20 protein-coding genes and 1 pseudogene are annotated in these 25,985 nt (G+C 72.5%); 10 read left to right on the top strand and 11 right to left on the bottom strand.

Going from position 1 to position 25,985, the window contains the following annotated elements; genetic code table 11:
• Positions 1-58: 58 nt before the first annotated feature.
• Positions 59-1,918, bottom strand: coding sequence for an arabinofuranosidase catalytic domain-containing protein (locus ABUW04_RS00930; protein ID WP_380561694.1), 1,860 nt, complete (start codon positions 1,916-1,918; stop codon positions 59-61).
• A gap of 199 nt (positions 1,919-2,117) precedes the next feature.
• On the opposite strand from ABUW04_RS00930, the gene ABUW04_RS00925 reads away from it, so the two are divergent.
• Positions 2,118-3,386: an MFS transporter gene (locus ABUW04_RS00925; RefSeq protein WP_030252761.1), complete on the top strand. Its 1,269-nt coding sequence runs from the start codon at positions 2,118-2,120 to the stop codon at positions 3,384-3,386.
• Here ABUW04_RS00925 and ABUW04_RS00920 read toward each other — a convergent pair.
• The 6 genes and pseudogenes from ABUW04_RS00920 to ABUW04_RS00895 form a co-directional block, all read right to left on the bottom strand.
• Positions 3,268-4,608: a glycosyltransferase 87 family protein gene (locus tag ABUW04_RS00920; protein WP_380561692.1), complete on the bottom strand. Its 1,341-nt coding sequence runs from the start codon at positions 4,606-4,608 to the stop codon at positions 3,268-3,270. The two genes, ABUW04_RS00925 and ABUW04_RS00920, sit on opposite strands and share 119 nt — an antisense overlap.
• Positions 4,609-4,678: 70 nt before the next feature.
• Positions 4,679-6,853: a SpoIIE family protein phosphatase gene (locus tag ABUW04_RS00915; RefSeq protein ID WP_380561690.1), complete on the bottom strand. Its 2,175-nt coding sequence runs from the start codon at positions 6,851-6,853 to the stop codon at positions 4,679-4,681.
• Positions 6,854-6,970: 117 nt separating this feature from the next.
• A pseudogene (locus tag ABUW04_RS00910) lies at positions 6,971-7,105 on the bottom strand (response regulator transcription factor); the annotation flags it as partial.
• A gap of 93 nt (positions 7,106-7,198) precedes the next feature.
• Positions 7,199-7,927, bottom strand: a complete 729-nt coding sequence (locus tag ABUW04_RS00905; protein WP_380561688.1) for an HNH endonuclease family protein — start codon at positions 7,925-7,927, stop codon at positions 7,199-7,201.
• 145 nt (positions 7,928-8,072) lie between these two features.
• Positions 8,073-8,396, bottom strand: a complete 324-nt coding sequence (locus ABUW04_RS00900; protein WP_030252749.1) for a hypothetical protein — start codon at positions 8,394-8,396, stop codon at positions 8,073-8,075.
• 72 nt (positions 8,397-8,468) lie between these two features.
• A complete protein-coding gene (locus ABUW04_RS00895) occupies positions 8,469-9,254 on the bottom strand; it encodes a DUF899 domain-containing protein (RefSeq protein WP_380561686.1) in 786 nt (261 codons plus the stop codon).
• A gap of 226 nt (positions 9,255-9,480) precedes the next feature.
• Between ABUW04_RS00895 and ABUW04_RS00890 the strand changes: the two genes are divergently transcribed.
• The gene (locus tag ABUW04_RS00890; protein WP_380561684.1) at positions 9,481-11,241 is read left to right on the top strand and encodes a glycoside hydrolase family 27 protein; all 1,761 of its coding nucleotides are present in this window, start codon (positions 9,481-9,483) and stop codon (positions 11,239-11,241) included.
• 88 nt (positions 11,242-11,329) lie between these two features.
• Here ABUW04_RS00890 and ABUW04_RS00885 read toward each other — a convergent pair whose 3' ends face one another.
• A complete protein-coding gene (locus ABUW04_RS00885) occupies positions 11,330-11,773 on the bottom strand; it encodes a DUF6299 family protein (protein WP_380561682.1) in 444 nt (147 codons plus the stop codon).
• 153 nt (positions 11,774-11,926) lie between these two features.
• Between ABUW04_RS00885 and ABUW04_RS00880 the strand changes: the two genes are divergently transcribed.
• The 3 genes from ABUW04_RS00880 to ABUW04_RS00870 all read left to right on the top strand — a co-directional run bounded on the left by ABUW04_RS00880 (position 11,927) and on the right by ABUW04_RS00870 (position 17,251).
• Positions 11,927-12,640, top strand: coding sequence for a hypothetical protein (locus ABUW04_RS00880; RefSeq protein ID WP_380561680.1), 714 nt, complete (start codon positions 11,927-11,929; stop codon positions 12,638-12,640).
• Positions 12,641-12,727: 87 nt separating this feature from the next.
• A complete protein-coding gene (locus ABUW04_RS00875) occupies positions 12,728-14,758 on the top strand; it encodes an MFS transporter (protein ID WP_030252741.1) in 2,031 nt (676 codons plus the stop codon).
• Between the two features lie 156 nt (positions 14,759-14,914).
• A complete protein-coding gene (locus tag ABUW04_RS00870; RefSeq protein WP_380561678.1) occupies positions 14,915-17,251 on the top strand; it encodes an FUSC family protein in 2,337 nt (778 codons plus the stop codon).
• Here ABUW04_RS00870 and ABUW04_RS00865 read toward each other — a convergent pair.
• Positions 17,199-17,822: a hemerythrin domain-containing protein gene (locus ABUW04_RS00865; RefSeq protein WP_380561676.1), complete on the bottom strand. Its 624-nt coding sequence runs from the start codon at positions 17,820-17,822 to the stop codon at positions 17,199-17,201. The two genes, ABUW04_RS00870 and ABUW04_RS00865, sit on opposite strands and share 53 nt — an antisense overlap.
• Before the next feature lie 107 nt (positions 17,823-17,929).
• Between ABUW04_RS00865 and ABUW04_RS00860 the strand changes: the two genes are divergently transcribed.
• The 5 genes from ABUW04_RS00860 (at position 17,930) to ABUW04_RS00840 (ending at position 23,394) form a co-directional block, all read left to right on the top strand.
• Positions 17,930-18,421, top strand: coding sequence for a MarR family transcriptional regulator (locus tag ABUW04_RS00860; protein WP_380561674.1), 492 nt, complete (start codon positions 17,930-17,932; stop codon positions 18,419-18,421).
• Between the two features lie 57 nt (positions 18,422-18,478).
• A complete protein-coding gene (locus tag ABUW04_RS00855; RefSeq protein ID WP_380561672.1) occupies positions 18,479-19,462 on the top strand; it encodes a helix-turn-helix transcriptional regulator in 984 nt (327 codons plus the stop codon).
• Positions 19,463-19,602: 140 nt separating this feature from the next.
• Positions 19,603-21,399 (top strand): FAD-dependent oxidoreductase, encoded by a 1,797-nt coding sequence (locus ABUW04_RS00850; RefSeq protein WP_380561670.1) that lies wholly within the window; start codon positions 19,603-19,605, stop codon positions 21,397-21,399.
• Position 21,400: 1 nt separating this feature from the next.
• Positions 21,401-22,456, top strand: a complete 1,056-nt coding sequence (locus tag ABUW04_RS00845; protein WP_380561668.1) for a maleylacetate reductase — start codon at positions 21,401-21,403, stop codon at positions 22,454-22,456.
• Positions 22,453-23,394 (top strand): intradiol ring-cleavage dioxygenase, encoded by a 942-nt coding sequence (locus ABUW04_RS00840; protein WP_380561666.1) that lies wholly within the window; start codon positions 22,453-22,455, stop codon positions 23,392-23,394. Before ABUW04_RS00845 ends, ABUW04_RS00840 begins: the two co-directional genes overlap by 4 nt.
• 12 nt (positions 23,395-23,406) lie before the next feature.
• On the opposite strand, the gene ABUW04_RS00835 is transcribed toward ABUW04_RS00840, so the two are convergent.
• Positions 23,407-24,870: a glycoside hydrolase family 76 protein gene (locus tag ABUW04_RS00835; RefSeq protein WP_380561663.1), complete on the bottom strand. Its 1,464-nt coding sequence runs from the start codon at positions 24,868-24,870 to the stop codon at positions 23,407-23,409.
• 138 nt (positions 24,871-25,008) lie between these two features.
• Positions 25,009-25,842 (bottom strand): aldo/keto reductase, encoded by an 834-nt coding sequence (locus ABUW04_RS00830; protein ID WP_030252707.1) that lies wholly within the window; start codon positions 25,840-25,842, stop codon positions 25,009-25,011.
• Positions 25,843-25,985 lie beyond the last annotated feature (143 nt).

Below are 25,985 nucleotides of genomic sequence, written 5' to 3'. Positions count from 1 at the left end.
ACCGCGCCCCGGTGCGCGGCAGGGGCCCGGTCGCGTGGAGCGGGCCCCTGCCCGGTGTTCAGGTCAGGGCGAACTTCTGGGCGGCGCTGCCGTTGCAGTCGTAGATCTGGAGGCGGGTGCCGTTGGCGGTGGCGCCGCTGGGGGAGTCCAGGCAGCGTCCGGACTGGGGGTTGAGCAGGGATCCGTCGGCTTGTTGGATCCATTTCTGGCCGCCGACGCCGTTGCAGTCCCAGAGTTCGACCTGGGTGTTGTCGGCGGTGCCGTTGCCGTTGATGTCCAGGCAGCGGCCCAGCGTGGACAGGGAGTTGTCGGCGTTGTGGGTCCAGTGCTGGTCCAGCGCCCAGGACTGGCAGTTCCACAGCTGCACGGCGGTGCTGTCGACGCCGATGTCGTCGCCGGCCACGTCGAGGCACTGGCTGCCGGGACCGTTGACCGGACCGCCGCCGTTGACGGCGAACTTCTGGGCGGCGCTGCCGTTGCAGTCGTAGATCTGGAGGCGGGTGCCGTTGGCGGTGGCGCCGCTGGGGGAGTCGAGGCAGCGTCCGGACTGGGGGTTGAGCAATGACCCGTTGGCTTGTTGGATCCATTTCTGGCCGCCGACGCCGTTGCAGTCCCAGAGTTCGACCTGGGTGTTGTCGGCGGTGCCGTTGCCGTTGATGTCCAGGCAGCGTCCCAGCGTGGTGAGCGAGCCGTTGGCGTTGTGGGTCCAGTGCTGGTCCTCGGCGTAGGACTGGCAGTTCCACAGCTGGACGGCCGTGCCGTCCACGCCGGTGTCGTCCGCGGCGACGTCCACGCACTGGCCGCCGGGGCCGGTGATCGTGCCCTGCGGTCCGTTGGGCACGTTGGTCTCGCCGGAGTAGCCCACCGAGACGATGTCGGCCTGCACCGCGTTCTCGGCGGCGTCGGTCGGGTAGCCGGAGACCATGACGCCCTCGAAGAAGGTGCCCATGTTCCAGTTGCTGTTGTCCCCGCCGGTGCCCAGGATGATGCCGCCCTCCTGGTGCATCGGCATGTAGCCGCCGCGGGTCGGCAGCGAGCCGTTCCACCAGGTCGACAGCGATCCGGACTGGGAGTTGCCGCCCTTGAGGGCGTAGCTGGTCTGGCCGTTGTTCTTCAGCACGGCAGTGACGAAGGCGCTGCTGTTGCCGGCGTTCGCGGTGTTGGAACCGTTGTTCCCCTGGAACATGCCGTTCTCCATGTCGGCCTCGACCCAGGGACCCGAGCCGGTGCACGGCGCGAAGTAGCAGGTGGTGGCGATGGACACGGCATCCATGTGGCCGTTGCCGGTGTCGGCCGGGGTGCTCTCGGCGTTGCCGTAGTCGAAGCAGCAGGCGGAGCCGACGTGGGTGCCGCTGGCCACCATGTAGGCGCCCTCGGCCTGGCCGTTGACCGCGGCGCCGGAGGCCGCCCCGGAGGAGCGGTAGCCGACGCCCGGCGAGATCCAGATGCCGTACACCTTGTGCCCGCCGGCGGTGACCGCGAGCTCGCTCGCGTCCGCGCCGCGGTCGGCGCCCATGCCGGAGGTGCCGGCCGGGCCCGGGGTCAGGTCGTTGTGGCGCGAGGTCTGGTCGTAGATCCGGGTGATGCGGCAGGTGGAATCCCCGCAGAAGGTGTCCTGCGCGCCGGCGTTGGCGTAGCCGCCCTGGGACAGCAGGCCGATGTCGGCGGTGGCCCCGTCGGATGCCCGGGTGACCTGGTACAGCGGGCCGTTGTAGGCGGAGAACAGGGCCCGCACGGTGCTGTGGGCGGCGACGCAGGGGGTGCCCGCCGCGGCGTAGATGTCGCACGGCAGCGAACCGGCGGCCTGCGCCACCTGGGGAAGGCCGATCAGCGCGGCGAGTACCAGTCCGAGGGCCGCCAGCGAGGACGCCAGCGCCCTTCGGACGGCTTTGGTGACGGCGGATCTCGTTGGGGGCATGGCGTCCTGCTTTCTCACCCATCCGATTACAACGTTGTAGGTCACCGTTCCGCATTGGATATGTACTGTCAATACTCCTGCTGCGGAACCGGGATGACCCACCGTCAGCCGGTCCCGCGAGGCCGATCCGGGGCTAGGCTCTGCCCGGTGATCGCGCCGACCGTGCGGTCGCCGGGGCCGGCAGGGGGAACGGGGGGCCATGTCCACGCTGGGTACGGGAAGTCGCGGCGGGGCCGTGCTGATGGCGGCGCTGGTGGTCGACTCGATCGGCAACGGGCTGTTCCTGCCGCTGCAACTGGTGTTCTTCAGCCAGCTCACCGATGTCCGGCTGGGCCTGCTGGGGGTGCTGATGAGCGCGGCCAACACGCTGACCCTGCCGATCCCGGTCTGGACCGGCGTGCTGGTCGACCGCTTCGGCGCGTTCCCGCTGGTGGTCGCGGCGCAGCTGATGCAGGGTGCGGGCTATCTGGGGTACGACCGGGTGCACGGGCCGGTCGGCATCCTGCTGGCCACCACCCTGGTCGCCGTCGGGGTGCGGGTCTTCTGGTCCAGCGTGTTCACCGCGGTCGCGGACTTCGCCGACGGCAGCCCGTCGACGCGGACCAAGGACACCTGGTTCGCCTGGGCCAACACCACCAGGACCGCCGGGCTGAGCGCGGGCGGACTGGTGGCCGCGGCCGCCATCGCCGACGGCAGCGACGGCGCCTACCGCGCCGTCGCCCACGGGTCCGCCGCGGCCTACCTGACCGCGGCCGTCGCCATCGCCGTGTTCGTGCGCGCGCCGGGACGGGTGCGGGGCACCGGCGATCCGCAGGCGGGCTACCGGACCCTGCTGCGGGACCGCGTCTTCCTCGCCTTCACCGGCGTCAACACCGTGTTTGCGACCACGAGCATGATGCTGGCCCTGGGCCTGCCGGTGTTCGTGCTGGACGGGCTGCACGGCCCGCGCTTCCTCGCCCCGGCGATCCTGGTGGGCAACACCGTGCTGCTGGCGGCGCTGGCGGCGCCGGTGATCAAGCGGCTGGCGCCCTACCGGCGCTCCCGGGTCGTCATCGCGGCCGCCGTGCTGTGGGCGGTGTGGTGCCTGCTGTTCGCGGCGCTGTCGCCGACCCTGCGGATCTGGCTGGTCCCGCTCCTGGCGGGGGCGGCGCTGCTGTTCACGGCGGCCGAACTGCTGCACGCCCCGGTGTCCATGGCCCTGGCCACCGGGCTGGCTCCGGCCGCCGCCCGCGGCCGCTACCTGGCGGTGTTCCAGTACTCCTTCACCTTCGCCGGCATGGTCGCCCCGGCGTTCTTCACCACGCTCTTTGAAGCCGGACGGGCCCTGCCCTGGTTGGTGCTGGGCGCCGTCAACCTGCTGGCCGCGCTGGCGATGCGGCTGCTGGAGCCGCGGATCCCGGCCGCCGCCCAGCACGAGGAGCGGCCGTCGGGCGACGATCGTCGGCTGCCGAAGGCCGTCGGCCCGTAGCGGTGGCCTGCCACAGCCGCCGTGCGGACAGCAGCGCCGCGGCGAGCAGCAGCAGGTCCCGGACGGTCAGCAGCAGCGTCGCCGGGATCGAGCCGTGGACCAGTTCCCGGCCCAGGAACGGGAAGACCGCCGCCGTCAGCGGGCAGGCCGCCAGTACCAGCAGCGCCGGCTGCCGCTGGGACGTACCGGTCCGCAGCAGGCACACCGCGGCCAGGCCGACCAGCCACACCAGGTACTGCGGGCTGAGCACCCGGCTGGTGACCACGAAGAGCAGCACCGCGGTGAAGGCCGCGTCCGGCAGCACCTGGCCGGCCGAACGGTCCGCCCGGGTCCGCCACCACAGCAGCCAGGCCAGCGCCGCCACCGACAGCGCCTCGCCCACCCGGGCGACCGCCCCCACCCACGGCCCCAGGAACTCGGTCGACCCCTCGTGCACCCCGATCCGGCCCGACCAGCCCAGGTGCCGGGCCAGCTGGAACGGCAGCGCGGGCAGCGACTCGAACTCGATGCCCCGGTCCCGCTGAGCGGTCAGGAATCCGAACGCCCCCGGCATGGTCGCCGCGAAGGCCACCGCCCCGAGGCCCACGGTGGCCGCCGCGGCCGCCCAGGACACCCGTGAGCGCCGCCCGCGCTCAGTGCCCACCAGCAGCAGCACCGGCCACACCTTCACCAGCGCGCCCAGCCCCACCAGCACCCCGAACACGATGTCGGCGGCGGGCAGCCGGCGCCAGGAGGCGGCCAGCAGCGCGGCCACCGCAAGCGCCGTCACCATCACGTCGAAGCGGTTCCACGGCGTGGTCCACAGCAGCGGCAGGCCCAGCGCCCAGACCCAGCAGCCCGCCGAACTACGCCCCCGCTCCCGGCCCCGCTCTCGCTCTCGGCCGCGTGTCGCCGCCCGCAGCAGCATCGCCATCACCGCCGCGTCGCATACCGCGCACAGGCAGATGAAGGCGGGCCCGTAGTCCGTGAACGGCACCAGCGCCGGCCACAGCATCGGCCCCGCCGCGCCCGGCGGGTACTGCCAGCTGACGTCGTGCACCGGGAACGCCCCGTGCCGCAGCACCTGGGACCACGGCCGGTACACCCGGTCCACCGAGTAGTCCAGGCCGCCGGGGGCGGCGAAGGGCCCGACCTTCAACGACCCCGCCACCAGCACCAGTCGCGTCAGCGCCCAGACCAGCAGCGCCCACCGTGCCCGCGACCAGGCCGCCCAGGATCCCATCGGCGCAGTCTCTCATCCGACCGCGCCGCGCCCCGACCCCGGGGGGTCGTATACGCACGGATCCCGGCGGTCAGCGCAGCTGCCGGGCGACCAGGACCAGCGCGGCCTGGTCGTCGTCGGTGAAGCCGCCGGTGAAGGCGTCGACGGCGTCGGTGACCGCGTCCAGGATCTGCTGGGCGTCGGTGACCCCGGCGGTCGCGCGCAGGGCCTCGGCCAGGCTCTCCTCCCCGAAGAACGTGCCGGCCGGGTCGCGGGCCTCCAGGATCCCGTCGGTCACCAGCACCAGGCTGTCCCCGTCGTCCACGGTGAACACCTCCAGCACCAGCTCCGGGTCGGAGGAGACCCCGAGCAGCTGGCCGGCCGGGCTGGGACTGCTGACGGTGCCGTCGGCGCGGCGCAGCAGCGGCGGCGGGTGCCCGGCCCGCACCATGCTCACCGCGATCCCGTCGCGGGTGCGCCGCAGTTCGGCGTAGATCAGGGTGACGAAGCTCTCGCCGCCGTCCGCCCGGGCCAGCAGGGCGTCGTTGATCGCCTCCGCCACCGCGCTCGGGGTGGCCAGCAGCGGGGCCACCGCGCGGGCGGTGTTGCGCACCAGCGCGGTGGTGGTCGCCGCGTAGGCGCCGCGGCCGCAGACGTCCCCGATGACCAGCCCCCACCAGTCGCCGGGGAGCGGGAAGACGTCGTAGAAGTCGCCGCCGATGTCCAGCCCCTCGCCCGCGGGCCGGTAGGAGGCGGCCAGCTGCGCCCCCGGCACCTCGGGCAGCGCGGCCAGCAGCAGCCCCGCCTGCAGGTCGCGGGCCAGCCGGGCCCGCTGGTCGTGCTGGCGGGTGGTCTCGGCGCCGGCCGCGGCGGTGCGGGCGAGCTCCTCGGCCAGGGCGATGGTGCGGTCGTCCAGCGGCCGGTCGGCGGTGGCCGCCAGGCTGAGCACGCCGAAGGTGTGCCCGCGGGCGGTGAGCGGGACGCAGACCTGTGCGGTGATGGGCAGGCCCAGCTCCTGCCACGGCCCCGGGGGAGCGGAGGTCACCGTCTCGCCGGCGCCGCCGGCCAGCACCCGTCCCACCGGGGACGCCCCCAGCCGCCCCGGCTCCTCGGCGGCCAGCAGCGCCTCGACCCGTTCCGGCAGGTTCGGCGCCACCGCGACGGCCACCCGGCGGATCCGGCCGCCCTCCAGCACGTCGATGACGCAGACCGGCCCCAGGGACGGCACCGCCAGCCGGGCCAGCCGCTGCAGGTTCTGCGGGTAGTGGGCCTCCTCGCTGACCGCGGTGCTGGTCTCCAGTACGAACGCCAGGTCGGAGCTCAGCGCCTGCTCGCTCTCGTGCGCCCGGCGCCGCGCCTGCTCGGCCCGGTGGCGCTCGATGGCCAGGGCGGCGGTGCGGGTGAAGACGATGCTCAGGTCCAGGTCGTCCTCGCGCAGCAGCTGCGGCGTGCGGTGGTACATGGCGAAGGTGCCCAGCAGTTCACCGGTGCTGGAGATGATGGGCGAGGACCAGCAGGCCGCGAGCCCGGCCCGCTTGGCCAGATCCAGGTAGGAGGCCCACAGCGGATCGGTGGCGATGTCGTCGACCACCACCATCTCGCGCCGGTACGCGGCGGTGCCGCAGGAGCCCTCCACCGGACCGATCGGGCTGCCGTCGATGGCCTCGTTGTAGAAGTCGGGCAGGCTGGGGGCGGCCCCGTGCACCAGCCGCTGCCCCGACGGGTCCAGCAGCAGCACCGAACTGAGCACCTTGGGCGAGATCTTCTCGATGGCGCGGCACATGCCGTCCAGGACCTCGGCCAGCGGCGCGTCCCGGGCGATCTGTTCCAGCAGTACCTGCTGCTCGGCGGCCATCTTGTGGGCGGCGCGCTGGCGGGTGACGTCCACCGCGACGAAGACCACGCCCTGGATCCGCCCGGCCTGGTCCAGACGTGGTTCCAGGCTGAAGTCGAAGTACCGCAGCCGTGACTTGCCGGTCGGTCCGAGCAGGACCTCGGCGGTGTGCGCCACGAACGGTGCGCCGTCCCGGTAGACCCCGTCGACCAGGCCGGTCAGCCCCTGGTGCACCAGCTCGGGCACGACCTCCACGATCGGACGGCCCAGCAGCCGGCGGTCCCGCCCCACCCCGATCGCCTCGAAGAAGGCGTCGTTGGCCCCCGCGAGCAGATGCTCGGGACCGCTGAGCAGGGCGAAGAGCACCGGCGCGTGCGCGAACATGTCGGCCACCAGATCGGGACCCGCCGCGAGGTCGGCGGGCCGCTTCATGGCTGCGCTCCGTTGGCTCGGCTCCCTGGCTGCATGAGATCAGCCTGACCCCGCCGGTGCGGGCCAACAAGTCGGAGCCGCGGAGTCACCGGATCCGCGGCGCGGCGGCCCGGCCTCATGGGCCTTGGCGGTGGCCGGACTGATGAACAGCTCCGTGGCGATCTCGCCGTTGGACAGGCCCCGGCCGACCGGGGTGAGCACCTCCCGCTCACGCTCGGTGACGCCGTCCAGCGCGCCCGGCGGTGAGCCCGGCCCGCCGGTGGCCGTGGGCGCCGAGGCAGTCTCGGGGCGCTGGACGAAAGGGCTGGCATGGGCCGATGCCGGGCCGGTGTGTCGGGGGCTTCGCTACCTGGGTTCCACGGGCAGGCCCTGCTTCGGGCAGGTGGTGAGGACGTGCTGCATCGCGGACCTCTCCGGTGCGGTGACCGACAGGTGGTACTTGGTCTTGACGGCGATCTGGCGGGCGACGTAGGAGCAGTGGTAGCCGGCCTGTGGGGGGAGCCACTGCGAGGCGTCGCCGTCGCCCTTGGCCTCGTTGGTGGGGCCGTCGACGGGCAGCAGTTCCAGGGGGTCCTCGGCGAGGTCCTTGCGCAGGGTGGCGGTCAGCCGGGAGGCGCCGCTGGTCCAGGCGTTGCCCAGGGCCACCACGTGGTCGATCTGGATGACGGTGGACTTCGGTCCGCGCACGAAGTCGATGGTCCTGCCGGTGTAGGGGTCGTGCAGCGTTCCGGAGGCGACGATGCAGTGACCGGAGCGGTAGGTGATCCGGGTCAGGTACAGGGCCAGGATGTCGTCGCGGGTGTCGCAGCCGTTGTGCCCGTCCACGTCGTCAACGTCGTCGGTCCAGGCGGCGCCGAAAGCCAGTCGGTTGTAACCGCTCATGGTCCCGGCCGCACGGACCGGCAGGCGGTTCAGGGCGGCGCCGGCAGACCCGCTGACTGCGTCCTGGCCGGCGGCCGGCGGCGAGGTCTGCGTCGGGGCTGCACCTACCAGCGGCTTCTGGCAGCCCGTCAGGCCGACCAGCCCCGCCACCAGGAGCGACGTCACCGCCGTTGCTGTTCTGCTGCGCTTCACGCACATCCCCTTCTGCCGGCCTGCTGACGACCGCTCACCGTGGTGTGCGGTAGCCGTCTTCCGCGTGCGCCTACCCGGACCGGCCGCCTCCAGTCGGGCCCGGCGCGCCGCAGGCGGTTGTGCGGCGCACCGGGCCCGACGGGTCTCAGGGAGCGCCGGGCGGGGTGACGGTGGCCAGGATGTGGTGGTCGCTGTCGTGCAGTTCCAGGCGCGCCGGAGGGGTGGCGCCCTTGAGGGTGTAGTGCTCGCGGATCCGCGTCAGGATCTGTGGGAGCGCTGCCTCGGTGTCGCTGGACACCGGGCCGTTCTGCAGCCAGTGCAGCGTCAGCGTCCAGTCCTGCGCGGTGTCGGTGGTGGGGGAGGGTTCGGTCTCGGCGGTGACCGCGATGGAGTCCAGGGCGCCGATGATCGCTGCCATGTCGTCCGGGTCGATGCGCCCGGGGTCCTCTTCGATGCGTGCTTCAGCCATACCGGTCGCCTGCCCAGTCCCATCGCGCACAGGCGTCCCAAAGAGTTCCCCGGGTTTTTCGATGACGGAGTGTCAGTGGTGCTGGCCCTGTCGGCCGAGGGTGTCCGCCGGGGTCGCGCCGGGGCGGGTCCACTGCGGTACCGGGCGGCCGGTGGGGCCCCAGGTGGGGGTGCCGTCCGCGTCCGCGCGCCAGTACCAGCAGGCCCCGCGTTCCTCGGCGGGGTACCCCTCCGGCTTGTCCTCCCAGGCCTCGCCGCGGCCGTAGGGCGTCATGTCGAGCAGGGCGAAGGACCCCATGAACGCCTCGTTGCCACGGCCGGTCGTGGAGTAGGTGAGGAACACCCGTTCGCCGTCGCGCAGGAAGCAGGTGAGGGTTCCCATGTCGCCGCCGACCGGGGGCTCCACGTCGCGCACCGAGTACCAGGGCTGGGTGTAGCCCATGAAGGCGACGAAGGGAGCGACCTCCTCCCACCGGCCCGCGGTCAGGACGGCGAACGAGACGCCGCGGGCGTTGAGGTAGACCGCGTCCTTCAGGTGCCAGGCCGCGTAGGTGCAGCCCTCGCACTGGCCCTGGTGCGGCGCGCCGTCCCACCACATGTGCTTGTAGACCACGAGCTCGTCGCGGCCCTGGAACAGGTCCAGGAACGGGACCGGGCCGTCGGGGCCGACCACCTCGACCTTCCCGTCGAACTCCACCATGGGCAGCCGGCGGCGGGCCGCGGCGATGGCGTCGCCCTCGTGGGTGTGGGCCTTCTCGCGGACCAGGAGCTCGTCCCGGGCGGCCTGCCAGGTGTCCAGGTCGACGACGGGCGGGTGGCCGGGCAGCGTGCTGGTCGGGTCGTCCGGGGTGGTTGCCATGGTGTCCTCCGTGGAGTGTCCGGTGCCGGGCGGTGTTCTGCGGCACCCACGGGAGTGGACTCGCGGCCGGGCCGGAACTCATCGGTGCTCCGGTGCGAATGCCGAGCCACAATCGAACAATTCCGAGCGCTGGATCGACCAGACTGCAACATATATTGACTTTGCGTCAGCTGTGGAGTTGAGTGCCACTCGCCTCGCACATGACAATCGAGGACGGGAGACACTCATGCGTCAAGGAATCCCCAGAACCGTCGACCGAAGGGCCCGCAGGCTGGTCGCGGCGTTGACCGCGGGCGCGGCGGCACTGGCGATGGCACTGCTGCCGATGCCGCAGGCCCAGGCCGAGAACAACGGGGTCGGCCAGACCCCGGCACTGGGCTGGAGCAGTTGGAGCTACGTCCGCTCCGCGCCGACCGCTGCGGTGATCGACGCCCAGGCCGACGCGATGAAGAGCAGCGGGCTGGCGGCGATCGGCTACCAGTACGTCAACATCGACGACTTCTACTACCAGTGCCCCGGCAGCCAGGGCCCGGGGGTGGACCAGTACGGCCGGTGGGCCACCGACACCACCAAGTTCCCGCCGTCCGGCTCCACCGACGGGATCGCCGTGGTCGCCAACCACGTGCACGCCGACGGACTGAAGTTCGGGATCTACGTGACCCCGGGCATCTCCAAGCAGGCCGTCGCCCAGAACACCCCGATCCAGGGCACCAGCTACCACGCCGACGACATCGCGACCACCAGCTCCGAGAGCAACTACAACTGCGGCGGCATGGTCGGGATCGACTACAGCAAGCCCGGCGCGCAGGCGTTCATCAACTCCTGGGCCAATGAGTTCGCCTCCTGGGGCGTGGACTACGTCAAGATCGACGGGGTCGGCACCGGCGACGTCGGCGACGTGCAGGCCTGGTCGGCGGCGCTGCAGCAGACCGGACGCCCGATCCACCTGGAGCTGTCCAACAACCTCGCCATCGGCAGCGCCGGCACCTGGGCGCAGTACTCCAACGGCTGGCGCACCGGCGGGGACGTCGAGTGCTACTGCGGTTCGAACGGCAGCAGCTATCCGCTGACCGACTGGGGCAACATCCAGCAGCGCTACGCCCAGGTCGCCGCCTGGCAGCCCTACGGCGGCCCCGGGGCGTTCAACGACTACGACTCGATCGAGGTGGGCAACGGCTCCAACGACGGGCTCACCGCCCCGGAACGGCAGTCGCAGCTCAGCCTGTGGGCGATGGCGGCCTCCCCGCTGATCCTGGGCACCGACCTGACCCACCTCGACGCGACCGACCTCGGCTACCTCAAGAACACCGCGGTGCTGGCCGTGGACCAGGACGCGGTGGACGCCTCCCGGATCGTCAGCAACGGCAACCAGCAGGTGTTCAGCAAGACCGAGTCGGACGGCAGCGTGATCATCGGCCTGTTCAACTACTCGGGCAGCAGCAGCCAGACCGTCAGCGTCAACCTGGCCGCCGCCGGCATCACCGGCTCGCCCACCGCCACCGACCTGTGGACCGGCTCCTCGATCGGCACGATCAGCGGCACCTACAGCGTCAACCTCGGCCCCGGCGCGGTGCAGCTGCTGCGCACGCCGCCCGGGACCAGCACCGCCACCGAGTACGTCAGCACCGCCTCCGGGCGCTGCCTGGACGACCCCAACTCCAACACCACCCCCGGCACCCTCCAGGAGATCTGGGACTGCCACCACGGCCCCAACCAGGAGTGGACCTACTCCGGCGGGACGCTGCGCACGCTCGGACTGTGCCTGGACGCCTTCAACCAGGGCACCACCTCCGGGACCAAGATCGACCTCTACAGCTGCAACGGTCAGAGCAACCAGCAGTGGACCCTGAACTCCAACGGCACCATCACCGGGGTGCAGTCGGGCCTGTGCCTGGACGTCACCGGCGGCGGGGCCAGCGCCAACGGCACCGGGGTCGAACTCTGGACCTGCAACGGCGGCAGCAACCAGAAGTGGACCAAGGCCTAGCCGCCACCGACCTGCCGTACGGACGGGCCCGCGGCGGCCCGTCCGTACGGCAGTGTCGTCGCCGGGCGGCCCCGCGCCCGGTGGGGGCTCAGCCGTTGGCGGGGTGCAGGTTCACCTGGTGGCGGTCGGCGGCGATGATGTCCGGCAGCGGGAGTCCGCCGCTGCTGTCCAGGTGCATCAGGGTCGCCTGGACCTGGCCCGGACCGGGGGTCAGCGTCGTCCCGTCCCCGGACTGGCCCTGGTTCACCCAGGTGTGGTCGAGGCCGTCGCAGGTGGCCGCGGTGCCGCCGATGCTGTGCTGCACGGAGCCGGTCTGCACCGAACTCGACACGAACACCGGGCCGCCGTCGGCCGGTGCCGAGCAGCGGTAGGTGCCGGAGAGGGTGACCGTCCCGTCCTTGGCGACGGTCCCGGTCGGGTTCGCGGACACCGATCCGGCCGGCTGGTCGGCGCGGGCGGTCGAGGCCATCGGGGCGGCGACGGCGGCGAGCGCCGCCGCGACCACCGCTGTGGCCAGCATGTTCTTCTTCATGATCTACGCAACGGCGGGCGGCGGATCCGGTTACGGGAACCTGCTCCAGATGGGTCCCGGGCGCGCGGGTGACGCGGCCTCAGCGGCTGCTGTGCAGGTGGCGGCTGGTCCTCTACCGTGGTGGTGGTCCCGTCGGGGCCCCGATATGTGAGGATGTTTCAGGTGATTCGCCGTCGTACTCCCGTTGCCGGGGCCGCCGTCCTGTTCGCACTGGCCGCCGTGGTCGGCTGCAACGCCCACTCCGGCGTGTCGGTGGACGCCGCCGGGCCCAGTGCCAGTGCCTCCGGCAGCACCTCGGCCGACCAGGACAGCGGCGCCGCGCTGGCGTACGGGCCAGGGCCGCAGAAGACCTACACGGTCCAGGCCCAGCCGCCGGCCGGGTCCTGCCACGTCGGGTACGACCACGGCCAGCCGCTGCCGGACCCCGCCTGCACGCCCGGCGCGCTGTCCCCGGCGGTCACCCAGGCGACGCTGGCGACCACCATCTGCCGCAAGGGCGGCTACACCGGCACCATCCGTCCGCCGGTGGGCATCACCAACAAGGAGAAGGCCGCCAACGCCAAGTCCTACGGCTACACCGGCCCGCTCCACGACGCCGAGTACGACCATCTGATCAGTCTTCAGCTGGGTGGCGACCCCAACGATCCCAGGAACCTCTGGGTGGAGCCGCCCTCTCCCGGCCACAAGGCCGGAGCCGGGCCCAACAACCCCAAGGACGCGGTGGAGACCCGTCTGCACACCGCGATCTGCAACGGACAGGTGACCCTGGCCGCGGCCCAGAAGGCGATCGCGACCGACTGGGAGACCGCCGAGCAGCGCCTGGGTCTCACACCCCAGCCGGGCGACTCCTCCGGCCCCGCGGACTGAGGCACCGCCCTGCCATTGGGATGAACGTTCCGGGCCGCCGGAGCACGTCCGGGGTCCGGAAGCCGGGCCAGGCCCGATAGTGGAGCGATGACCACTACCGTCGCTGCGGCGACCGCGGCCGAGAGGGCGCCGTTGAGCCGGCGTCAGATGAACGTCATCTTCGTGACGATCACGCTGGGGATGCTGCTCGCGGCCCTGGACCAGACCATCGTGTCCACCGCGCTGCCCACCATCGTCGACGACCTCGGCGGCAGCGGGCACATGTCCTGGGTGGTGACCGCGTACCTGCTGGCCGAGACCGTCTCCACGGTGCTGGTCGGCAAGTTCGGCGACCTGTTCGGCCGCCGGGTGGTGTTCCAGATCGCCGCGGTGGTGTTCGTCGCGGGCTCGGTGGTCGCCGGCGTCTCCAACGGGATGCTGATGCTGATCGCCGCCCGCGCCGTGCAGGGCATCGGCGGCGGCGGGCTGATGGTCACCGCGCAGGCGCTGATCGCGGACGTGATCCCGTTGCGCGAGCGCGGCAAGTACCAGGGAGCGCTGGGCGCGGTCTTCGGCGTGACCACCGTGCTCGGCCCGACCCTGGGCGGGCTGTTCACCGACCACCTGTCCTGGCGCTGGTGCTTCTACGTCAACATCCCGGTCGCGGTGGTGATGCTGGCGATGACCGCCCGCTACATCCCCTCGGTCAGGTCCGCGGCCAAGCCGCTGATCGACTACGCCGGGATCGTGCTGGTGGCGCTGGGCGCCTCGGCGCTGATCCTGGGCCTGTCCTGGGGCGGCAACGAGTACGCCTGGGGCTCGGCCACCATCATCGGCCTGTTCGTCGCCTCGGTGCTGCTGCTGACGGCCTTCGTCTTCGTCGAACTCCGCGCGACCGAGCCGATGCTGCCGATGCACCTGTTCCGCAACCCGGTGTTCACGGTCTGCTCGGCGCTCAGCTTCATCGTCGGCTTCGCCATGCTCGGCTCGATGACCTACCTGCCGACCTACCTGCAGTTCGTCGACGGCGTCTCGGCCACCGTGTCCGGAGTGCGGACGCTGCCGCTGGTGGGCGGCCTGCTGGCGACCTCGATGGTGTCCGGGGTGGTGGTGGGCCGCACCGGACGCTACAAGATCTTCCCCATCGTCGGCACCGCGGTGATGGCCGTGGGCCTGTTCCTGATGTCCACGATGGGGCGCGGCACCGGGGTGTGGCTGGAGTCGCTCTACATGCTCGTGCTGGGTCTGGGCATCGGCTCCGCCATGCAGGTGCTGACCATCGCGGTGCAGAACACCGTCGCCTACCACGAGATGGGCACCGCCACCTCGGGCGTCACCTTCTTCCGCACCCTCGGCAGCTCGGTGGGCACGGCGGTGTTCGGCACCCTGTACACCGACCAGTTCACCCCCAACCTGGCCAAGGCCCTGGCCAAGGTCCCGACCGTGCCGCCCGCCGCGGCCCTCAGCCCCAAACTGCTGCACGCACTGCCGCCGGACAAGGCGGCCCCAATCATCGACGCCTACGCCGACACCATCAACTTCGTGTTCCGGTGGGTGGTCCTGGTCGCCCTGGCCGGCTTCGTCATCGCCCTCTTCCTCAAGGAGGTCCCGCTGCGCGACAGCTCCAGGGCCGGCGCCGGCGACATCGGCGACGGCTTCTCGGCCCCGGACGGAACCGACTCGGACCAGCAGCTGGAGCGCGCGGTCTCCCGGGTGCTGCGCAAGGCCGGCCCGCAGGCGGCCCGGCAGATCCTGGCCGATTCCGGCACCCGGCTGACACCCGGTCAGGCCTGGGCGCTGGGCCAGATCCACTGGCGCACCCGGGCCCGGGGCGGGACCTCGGTCACCGAGGTCGCCAGCGCCCACCACATGCCCGCCGAGGTGCTGGAACCGGCCTTCACCGGGGTCTCCCGGGCCGGCTACGCCCGACTGGACGACGACCGGCTCTCGCTGACGCCCGACGGCCACACCGAGGTCGAGCGGCTCACCACCGCGTGGCTCGCCTGGCTCGGGACCCAGCTGGACGGCTGGGACGGCGACGACCCGGCGGACCGCGCGCAACTGGACGGCGCGATGCGGCGCATCGCCGACCGGCTGCTGGACGAGGAGCAGACCTGGCGCGAACCGGCCGACGCCTGAGGCCGCGGCCGGGGCAGCCGCCCCGGGTCGCCGACGGCCGTGTCCGCGTTCGGGGGCTGCCGCGCCGGGCGCGGCGGTAGGGTCGGCCGGATACTGGTCGACAACGGGGCAACGGGGCAGTCGACCGTCCCGGCGAGCCGGAGGTGGACTGGTCGTATGGAGGCACCGAGCCCGATCGGGCCCGCGCGGGTGGTCCGCTGGTTGCGCGCCCACGATCCCGGGCTGGCGGCGCTGCGCCGGGCCGGTCGCACCGCGATCGTCATGCCGGCCCTGTTCGCGCTCTGCACCCAGGTGCTGCACTCGCCCGCCATGGCGAGCTTCGCCGCGTTCGGCTCCTTCTCGATGCTGCTGCTGGTCGAGTTCACCGGCCCGATGGTGCAGCGGCTGCGGGCCCAGGCCGGACTCGCGGTGGCCTGGGCGGTACTGATCTGCCTGGGCACGCTGACGGCCCGGGTGACCTGGCTCGCGGTGGTGGTCACCGTCGTCGTGGCCTTCCTGGTGCTGTTCTCCGGGGTGGTCAGCTCGGTGCTGGCCGGCACCGCCACCGCCCTGCTGCTCGCCTTCGTGCTGCCGGTGACCACACCGGTGCCGCTGTCGCAGCTGCCGGACCGGCTGGCCGGCGCCGGGCTGGCCGCAGGAGCGGCGCTGCTCGCGGTCTCGCTGCTGTGGCCGAGGCCGGCCGCGGACCCGCTCAGCGGCCCGGCGGCGCGGGTCTGCCGCACCGTGGCGGCCCAGCTGCGCACCGAGGCCGCGCAGTTGGCCGGGGGAGCCGACGCGCCGCGCGCCGGGCAGTGCCGGGCCTCGGCGCGGAAGGCCGCGGCCGCTGCGGCCGAGCTGCGCGGCGCCTTCGACGCCACCCCCTACCGTCCCACCGGGCTGTCCACGACCTCCCGGGCGTTGGTGCGGCTGGTCGACGAGCTGACCTGGCTGAGCACCATCCTGGGCGACCGGGCCGACTACACCGACGACCCCCCGGCCTGCGACCCCGCCGCCCGCCAGGTCCGCCGGGCGGCGGCCGACGCCCTGGACCGCGCGGCCGACCTGCTCGGGGACCTGCACGGCGACCCGGAGGCGCTGCAGCAGGCCGCCGCCGTACTGGGCTCCGCCATGGACGCCATGGAGCTCAGCTCCACCGCGCGCCTGCCGGTGGACCCGCCGACGGGGAACGGCAGCGCCGGGGTCTACACCTTCGTGGCCGCGCTGGACCTGTCCTTCCGGGCCCAGGAGGTGGGATTCGCCGTCCTGCAGATCGCCGGAAACGTGTCCCTGGCCGCGGCCGCCGAGCGGCGCAGCTGGCCCGACCGGCTGCTGGGCCGCGAACCCGGCGCGCTGATCAACCCGCTGACCGCGGCCCGGGACCGGGCCCGAGCCCATCTGGAGCCGGGTTCGGTCTGGCTGCACAACAGCCTGCGCGGCGCGGTCGGCCTCGGCATCGCGGTCACCCTGGCCCAGGTGCTGACGGTGCAGCACTCCTTCTGGGTCGGTCTCGGCACCCTGTCGGTGCTGCGCTCCAACGCGCTGAACACCGGTCAGAACGCGGTGCGGGCGGTGGCCGGGACGGTGATCGGCTCGGTGATCGGGGCCGCACTGCTGCAGCTGATCGGCCATCACGGGACGCTGCTGTGGTTCCTGCTGCCGGTGGCGATCCTGATCGCCGGGATCGCCCCGGCCGCGATCTCGTTCACGGCCGGGCAGGCGGCCTTCACGGTCACCCTGGTGGTGCTGTTCAACATCGGCCTGAACCCGGACTGGCACATCGTGCTGCTGCGGATCCAGGACATCGCCCTGGGCTGCGCGGTCAGCGTGGTGGTCGCGCTGTTCTTCTGGCCGCGCGGTGCCACGGCCGCCGTCGACCGGGCGCTCGCCGACGCCTACACCGCGGGCGCCGGCTACCTGGCCGGAGCGGTGGAGTACGCGCTGGGCCGTCCGGTGTCGGGGCCAGGACCGCTGGTGCAGCCGCTGCCGGAGAGCCGGGAGGCGGCGGCAGCGGCCCGCAGGCTGGACGACGCCTTCCGCAGCTACCTGGCCGAGCGCGGCGCCAAGTCGATGCCGCTGGCGGGGATGACCACTCTGGTGACCGGAGTGGTCGGACTGCGGCTGGCGGCGGACGCCGTGGTCTCGCTGTGGCGCGACGCCGAGGCCGGGCGGGCCGAGGTGGAGAGCACCGGGGCCGGCCTGGAGGTGCTGGGCACGGCGGACCGGGTGACCGACTGGTACCGGGGCCTGGCCGCCGGCTTGGACCAGCACGCACCGGTCCCGGGCCCGGTCCCGCTGGACGCCGCCGGCGCGGCGCGCATGGTCGAGTCGGTCCGCAAGGACCTGAGCGACGACCGCGGCGTGCCCACCCCCACCGCGGTGCGGGTGATCTGGACCGGTGACCACGTCGACGTCGCCCGCCGGCTCCAGCCCAGCCTGGCCGCCGCGACCAGGCCGGCTCAGCTCAGTCCGCCTGCAGCCGGCGCCGGTAACGCGGTTCCCAGCGCAGGCGGTTGAGCAGCCGGACCGGCGGCGGGAAGGCGGCCAGGATGCGGGGGCGGTCGGCGGGGCGGGCCGCGTCGAGGATCCAGGGCACGTAGACGGCGGCGCCGCGGGGGCCCTGGCGCCGGGCCATGGCGCGGCGGAAGGCGTCCCAGTCCTTGGTGGTCAGCACGGACTGGATCAGCGGGAGCGCGGCCTCCTCCTCGTGCCTGGTGTGGTCGCCCAGCACGGTGGACAGCTCCCGGAGGCGTTCGGGCAGGTCCGCCGAGCGCTGGGCCATCGCGGTGTCGACCGCGTCCAGCACCGGGTCCAGCAGGGCGTGTTCGGCCTCCATCTGCCGCATCAGCTCGGCGTCCCGGGGCCGGTCGGCGACCGCGGCCAGCACCCGCGGCCACAGCACGGTGTCCTCGACGGTGTGGTGCAGCCGGAGCTGGCGGTCGAAGTTCTGCCAGGCGGCGCGGACGGACCCGGTGCCGGCCCGGCCGGCGGCGCAGTCCCGGGCCAGCCGGTCCAGGTCGTGGCGGAAGGCGTCGTGGGTGGCGTACATGAGGGTGAAGTCGATGTCGCCGGTCTGCGTGGCGGTCATGGCGAGCCTGTCTTTCCGGAGTGGTGGACGGGGCTTCGGCTGGGTGCGCGGGATCCGGCGCGGGTATGTTGTGCTCTGTAAGCCATAGATTACGAGGAGCATATCATATGGATTCCGTAGCATCTTCGGAGTCGGCGGAGCCGCGCCGGCGCAGGCGGAGCACGGCCGCCATCAGGGAGTCGCTGCGCGAGCTGAGCATCCAGCTGTCCCTGCTCAACCACCAGGTCGGCTCCCGCCTGGCGCTCAAGGACGTCGACCTGGACTGCCTGGACCTGATCAACCGGCACGGACCGCTCAGCCCCAGCGCCCTGGGACGCCTGGCCGGCCTGCACCCGGCCACCCTGACCGGCATCCTGGACCGCCTGCAGAAGAACGGCTGGATCGCCCGGGAGCGTGACACCGCCGACCGCCGCGCCGTCGTCCTGCGCCCGCTGCGCGAGCGCAACGCCGAGATCCTGCAGCTGTACTCCGGTATGAACGGCGCCATGGAGGAGATCTGCTCCGGCTACAGCGAGGCCGAGCTCGCCCTGCTCGCGGACTTCCTCGACCGCACCGCCGCGGCCGGTCGCACCGCCACCGACGAGCTGGCCGGCGGCTGATCCGCACGCCCCCGCCGCGACCGGTACGGCCGGGGTGAGCGGCGGTACGGTGTGGTCATGACGCAGCTCACGGCCGAGGCGCCGCGACCGGTCGAGTTCTCCACGGTCGGCCTGCCCGAGCAGCGGCGCATCGAGCTGTGGGAGGGCCACAACGCCGATGCGCTGATCGGCCTGCGCTGCCGGACCATCGACGCGGCCGTCCTGGAGGCCACCGAGCTCAACCTCCAGCTGGACCGGGTCCACCTGGCCCGGGTGCGCGGCACCTCCCATGTGGTGGAGCGGGACGCCGAGGTGATCCGGCGGCGCCCGGCCGACGCGGTCGCGCTGTACTTCAGCCTGGTCGGCGAGGCGTTCTTCTACCACCGGGACGGGGTCCGGGTGGTGCGTCCGGGCCAGCTGCTGATCTGCGACGCCGACCGGCCGTTCCTGCGCGGCTTCTCGAACGGGCTCGAGGAACTGGTCGTCAAGGTCCCGCGCGAGGTGTTCGCCGCCGTGACCGGGACGGGCCGGCCGGCCGAGCCGGTGGTGGTCGACTTCGGCAGCGGCGGCAGCCCCTACGCCCGCGCGCTGGCGCGCCAGGTCGGACGCGCCGCCAGGGCCGTCGACCCGGTGGCGGCCGACGAGCGCGCGCTGCTGGAACTGGTGGCGGCACTGGCCACCGGCGGCCGCGACGGGCTGTCGCCGGCCCACCTCGCCGCCGCGCGCGCCTTCATCGGGATCCACCTCGCCGACCCCGGGCTGTCGGCACCGCAGGTGGCCGCGGCGGTCGGCCTCAGCACCCGGCACCTGTCCCGGGTCTTCGCCGGGGAGGGCACCACGCTGCCCAAGTACGTCCTCGAACGGCGGCTGGAGGCCGCGCATGCCATGCTGCAGAGGCCGGGCTCCTCGGCGACGACCGTCGCCGAGACCGCCCACGCCTGCGGCTTCGCCTCGGCGGACCACTTCTCGCGGGCCTTCGCCGCCCGCTTCGGCGAGCGGGCCACCGACCTGCGCCGCCGGGCGGTGGCGGCGCGAGCCATGGCGCCCGACCCGACCGGCTGACCTCGGCGGCTGTCCGGATCGGCCATGCCTGTCGCTTCCCGCCCACTTCGGGCCCGCTGCTTCGGGATCCGGTCAGGGCGCACGACAGTGTCAGTCACCGACCGGCAGCGCCGCCGGTCCTGGCGGAAGGCGGAGCCGCGATGCCTGTGTTCGACGACGGTCAGAGCGAGACCGAGATCCCGGTGGGGGTGGTCGAGACCGATGTCCTGGTCGTCGGCTCCGGCCCGGCCGGTTCGGCCGCGGCGCTGTTCCTGTCCCACCTCGGGATCCCGAACATCATGATCACGAAGTACCGGTGGACGGCGAACACCCCCCGTGCGCACATCACCAACCAGCGGGCCATGGAGATCTTCCGGGACCTGGGCATCGAGGACCAGGTGCTCGCCGACGCCACCGACCATGCGCTGGTGGGCGACACGGTCTTCTGCACCTCGATCGCCGGCGAGGAGATCGGCCGGATCCGCACCTGGGGCACCAGCCCGGCCCGCGAGGCCGACTACCAGCTGGCCTCCCCGTGCCTGACCGTGGACATCCCGCAGACCTACCTCGAACCCATCCTGGTCAGGAACGCCACGGTGCGCGGGACCCAGGCACGGTTCTCCACCGAGTACCTCTCGCACACCCAGGACGCCGAGGGCGTGGACGTGCGGGTCCTGGACCGGCTCACCGGCAGCGAGTACACCATCCGGGCCAGGTACCTGATCGGCGCCGACGGCGCCCGCTCCAAGGTCGCCGCCGACATCGACCTGCCCTACCAGGGGCGGATGGACATCGCCGGGTCCATGAACATCACCTTCAAGGCCGACATCGAGCCCTATGTGGGCCACCGCCCCTCGGTCCTGTACTGGGTGGTCCAGCCGGGCTCGAACGTGGGCGGCATCGGCGCCGGGCTGGTCCGCATGGTCCGGCCGTGGAACGAGTGGCTGATCGTCTGGGGCTACGACATCGACGACGAGCCGCCGACCGTCGACGAGGCCGCCGCGCAGCAGATCGTCCGCAACCTGCTCGGCATGCCCGAGCTGGAGGTCGAGATCACCGGGACCTCGCTGTGGGGCAACAACGAGATGTACGCGACGCACCTGCAGAACGGCCGGGTGTTCTGCGCCGGCGACGCGATCCACCGGCACCCGCCGAGCAACGGACTGGGCTCCAACACCTCGGTGCAGGACTCCTACAACCTGGTCTGGAAGCTCGCCGCCGTGCTGCGCGGGCAGGCCGACCCCTCGCTGCTCGACACCTACTCGGTCGAGCGCGCCCCGGTCGCCGAACGGATCGTCAAACGGGCCAACAAGTCGAGCCGTGAGTTCGTCGACATCTTCGTGGCGCTGGGCATCACCGGGGCCAGGAGCGAGGCCGAGATGATCGAGCAGATCGAGGAGCGCAAGGCCAACACCCCCGAGGGCGCCGCCAAGCGCGCCGCGCTGGTCCGGGCCATGGAGCTGAAGAACTACGAGTTCAACGCCCACGGCGTCGAGCTCGGCCAGTTCTACCGGTCGTCCGCGATCGTCTCCGACGGGTCGGAACCGCCCGAGCCGGTCCGCGACCCGGACCTGTACTACCAGGCGTCGACGGTGCCCGGCTCACACCTGCCGCACGCCTGGGTTGGCGACAACAAGCGCCGGTTGGCGATGATGGACCTGGCACCGTACGACCGCTTCACGCTGATCACCGGTGTCGCGGGGGAGGCCTGGGCCGCTGCGGCCGACAAGGTGGCGCACGAGCTCGGGGTGCCGCTGACGACCGTGGTCATCGGCCCGGGCCGGGAGGTCACCGACCTGTACTACGACTGGGCCAAGCTGCGCGAGGTGGAGGAGTCCGGCGCCCTGCTGGTGCGGCCCGACAAGCACATCGCCTGGCGGTCCGGCTCGCTGCCGGCCGACGCGGAACGGGAACTGCACGACGCGCTGGCGTCGGTGCTGGGACGGAACGGGATCTGACATGCGCTTCGAGCACGAGGGACTCGCCCAGCGGGTGCTGTTCGGGTCGGGAGAGGCTGCGCGGGCCGTCACCGAGGAGGTCGAGCGGCTCGGCAGCCGACGGGTGATGGTCGTCGCCGGCGCTTCCGAGCGCGGGCTCGCCGAGTCCGTCACCGCCGGTGTGCCGGTGGTGGTGCACCACGACGAGGTGGTGATGCACGTACCGGTCGAGGTGGCCGAGCGGGCCCGGGCCGTGGCCGCCGCCCATGACGTCGACGCGATCGTCTGCGTCGGCGGCGGGTCCACCACCGGGCTGGCGAAGGCGGTCGCGCTGACGACGGGCCTGCCGATCGTGGCGGTGCCGACGACCTACGCCGGGTCGGAGGCCACCAACGTCTGGGGGCTGACCGAAGGGGCCAAGAAGACCACCGGGGTGGACGGCCGGGTGCTGCCGCGCGCGATCGTCTACGACGCGAGCCTGATGCTCGGCCTTCCGGTGGCGATGAGCGTCGCCTCGGGGCTCAACGCGCTCGCGCACTGCGTGGACTCGATGTGGGCGCCGCGCGCCGACCCCATCGACCGGGCCCTGGCCGGCGAGGGCATCCGCGCCCTGCGCATCGGCCTGCCGCAGGTGGTCGCGGACCCGCGCGGGCTGGAGGGGCGCGAATACGCGCTCTACGGCGCCTATCTGGCGGCGGTGGCCTTCGCGTCGGCCGGCTCCGGTCTGCACCACAAGATCTGCCACGTCCTGGGTGGCCGCTACGACCTGCCGCACGCGCAGACGCACGCCGTCGTCCTGCCGCACGTCCTGGCGTTCAACGTGCCCAGCGCGCCCGAGGCCGAGCGGCGCATCGCCGCGGCCTTCGACGCTGCGTCGGCCGTCGAGGGGCTGCGGCGGCTGCGCACCGAACTGGGCGCCCCGACGGCCCTGCGCGACTACGGTCTGCAGGAGGCCGACCTGCCGGGCGCGGTCGAGGCGATCCTGCCGGTCGTGCCCGCCGACAACCCCACCCCGGTGGACCCCGACAACCTTGCGCGCCTGCTGCACGCGGCGTGGGAAGGAGCAGACCCCCGATGAGCACGGACACCTCCGAGCCGGACACCTCCCAGCCGGACACCCCCGAGCCGGCCGCCGTCGTCTCCGCCGAGCAGCAGGCCCGCGAGGCGGAGCTGACCGCGCGCGTCCTCGCGTCCTTCGACGGCACCGCCGACCCGCGGCTCAGGCAGCTGATGCAGGCGGCGGTCCGGCACCTGCACGCGTTCCTGCGCGAGGTGCGGCTGAGCGAGGACGAGTGGCAGCAGGGCATCGAGTTCCTCACCGCGGCCGGGCACATCACCGACGAGCGGCGCCAGGAGTTCATCCTGCTGTCGGACACGCTCGGGGCGTCGATGCAGACCATCGCGATCAACAACGAGGCGTATGCCGACGCCACCGAGGCGACCGTCTTCGGCCCGTTCTTCGTCGAGGACGCCCCGCTGGTCCAGCTCGGCGGCGACATCGCCGGCGGTGCCAAGGGCCAGCCCTGCTGGGTCGAGGGGACGGTGCTCGACACCGGCGGCAAGCCGGTGCCGGGAGCGCGGATCGAGGTCTGGGAGGCCGACGAGGACGGCCGCTACGACCTGCAGTACGACGACGACCGCAGGGCCGGGCGCGGACACCTCTTCAGCGCCGACGACGGGTCCTACCGCTTCTGGGCGGTCACCCCCACGCCCTACCCCATCCCGTACGACGGCCCGGTCGGGAAGATGCTGGAGGCCACCGGGCGCTCACCGATGCGCGCCTCGCACCTGCACTTCATGGTGAGCGCGGAGGGGCTGCGGACCCTGGTGACGCACATCTTCGTGCGCGGTGACGACCGGCTGGAGAGCGACAGCGTCTTCGGCGTCAAGGAGTCGCTGGTCCGGGACTTCGCCGAACAGGCCGCGGGCACCCCCACCCCGGACGGCCGCGACCTGGGGGACGCCACCTGGTCGCGGGTCCGCTTCGACATCGTGCTGGCACCCGGCGGGGCCTGAACCGCGCCGCGCTCAGCCGGCTGCGTTCATCAGGTCGACGGCGCTCTGCTGGCGGGCGGCGTCGGTGCTGTCCAGCGGTCCGGCCCAGTGCAGGCCGTAGGCGTCGAGCGGGTTGCGGTCGTCGGCGTAGGCGGTTGCGGCCTGGCGCTGCAGGTAGGCGGTGTAGGGGTGGTCGGACAGCTGGGCGTTGAAGGCGTTGAGCCCGCGGACGGCGGCGCCCTTGAAGGAGGGGCCGTCGCCGCCGCAGTCGCCGCTCTCGCAGGGGTCGCGCAGGATCCCGCCGGAGTTCAGCGACGCGGTCGTGGTCATCGCGTCGCCCAGCTGCCGGCCCCGGGTGAGCAGCGTCGAGTCGCCGGTGGCCCGGTAGAGCTCGGCCAGGCCGCCGAGCAGCACACCCTGGTTGTAGGACCAGACGGCCTGGCCGTTGTTGGCGCAGCTGGAGGTGGTCAGGCCGTCGTTGACCAGGTCGGAGCCGTTGATCATGCCGCTGGCGGAGAACCAGGACCACTCCGCGCGGGCCCGGCCGAGGTAGGCGGTGTCACCGGCGATGCGGTTGTGCAGGGCGGCGTTCAGCTCCAGGTAGAGCGAGTTGGCGATGGCGTTCTTGTAGGTCTTCGCGGTGCTCCACCACACGCCGCCGCCGCAGACCGAGTCCCAGTACTGCGCCATGTGGTCGGCGTCGGCGCGGGCGGTGTTCAGGTACCTGCTGTCGCCGGTCAGGTCGTAGGCGTCCACCCAGGCCAGTCCCCACCAGCCGGTGTCGTCGATGTAGTCGTTGGTGAAGTTGCCGCCCTGGGCCGACAGTTCGAGGTTGTAGGTGTCGGCGATGGCGTACCGGTAGCTGGGCATCCCGGTGACCCGGATGTTGTCGATGACGGCGGTCAGCGCATTGGCCGAGTTCCACCAGCCGGTGGTGTCGAACAGGCCGGTGCCGAGGTCGTAGGACTGCATCAGCGCGGTCACCGCCGCGGTCGGGCGGCTGTAGGCGTTCCAGGTGGTGCGGGCCCAGGGGGTGCAGGCGATCTCGGCGCGGTCGCCGGCCTTGCCGCAGGCCCGCAGCGCGCCGACGCCGAGGTTGTTCCAGTCGTCGACGTTGTACATCAGGGTGCGCCAGCCGCCGGCCCCGGAGGGGACCGTGGTGTCGCCCAGCTTGCTGCCCGCGCTCCAGGTGCGGCCGCCGTCGAAGGAGCGGTCCAGCCACACCTCGTCGCCCGGGTTCCCGTTGCCGATCGAGGCCCAGCCCATGGCGTCGGTGTCGTCGAAGTGCAGCACGATGTTCCGGCCGTAGATGGCGGCGGAGACCGGCTGCCGGTCCTGCGGGGACAGTGCGGGGTCCCGGGCGTCGCAGTACTTGTTGCAGATGGCGGTCCGGGCCGTGGCCGCGACCGCGGCACCCCCGGAGGTCGACACCGACAGGACCAGGGCCGCGACCACGGCGGCCCAGGCGATGACCGTTCTGGATGCTGTTGACCGCATGTCAGCTCCGCGCTCGCGGGATTCCGGGGGTCCGGTTGCCCCTTGGGACCACACTCCATCAAGGTTGTGTACGCGTCAATGGTCTGGACCACCTTGAGTGGTCGGAGTGCGGTCTGCGGGGGCGACGCCCGAGCCGGATCAGGGGATCCAGTTGAAGGTGTCCGGGTCGGGGCCGGTGCGCTCGTCGCGGTTCAGGCCGGAGACGGCGGCCATGTCGTCCGGGGTGAGTTCGAAGTCGAAGAGGGCGAAGTTCTCCTCGACCCGGGAGCGGGTGACCGACTTGGGGAACACGATGTCGCCGCGCTGCAGGTGCCAGCGCAGGGTGACCTGAGCGGGGGTGCGCCCCAGCCGCTGGGCGATCCGGGTGATGACCGGGTCGTCCAGGACCTTTCCCTGGGCGATGGGGGACCAGGCCTCGGTGGCGATCCCGTGCTCGGTGTCGAAGGCTCGCACCGCGTCCTGGGTCAGGTAGGGGTGCACCTCCACCTGGTTGACCGCGGGGACGACCTCGGTCTCGTCCAGGAGCCGGCGCAGGTGGTGCGGCTGGAAGTTGGAGACGCCGACCGCCTTGGCCCGGCCGGAGCGGTAGATCTCCTCCATGGCCCGCCAGGTCTCCACGAAGTCGCCGACAGCGGGCAGCGGCCAGTGGATCAGGAAGAGGTCCAGGTAGTCGAAGCCGAGGTCGTCCAGGCTCCGGTCGAAGGCCTTGAGCGCGTCGTCGTGGGCGTGGAAGCCGTTGTTCAGCTTGCTGGTGACGAAGACGTCGGCCCTCGGCAGCCCGGAGTCGCGCACGGCCCGGCCCACCTCCTTCTCGTTGCCGTACATCTGCGCCGTGTCGATGTGGCGGTAGCCGACCTCCAGGGCCGCCAGGGTGGCGGCCACGGTGTCGGCGGGCTTGATCTGGTACACGCCGAAACCCAGCTGGGGGATGGTGGTCCCGTTGTTCAGGGCGACGGTGGGGACTGCGTTCACGTTCATTCCTCTCGGCTGCCCGCGCTGCGGGGGGAGCATGCCGGCCGGAGCACAACCGTGCAGCTCAGGTCACTGGTCCAGGCTGGCACGAGCGGGCCGCCGGTGCTCGCCGGGCATGCCGCTGCCCGGACCCTCGGGGGTCC

The sequence above is a fragment of the Streptacidiphilus jeojiensis genome, from assembly GCF_042510965.1.
Classification (GTDB): Bacteria; Actinomycetota; Actinomycetes; order Streptomycetales; family Streptomycetaceae; genus Streptacidiphilus; species Streptacidiphilus jeojiensis.
Note: the sequence above shows the minus strand (reverse complement) of the source record. Positions and strands in the feature narration are given on the sequence as shown.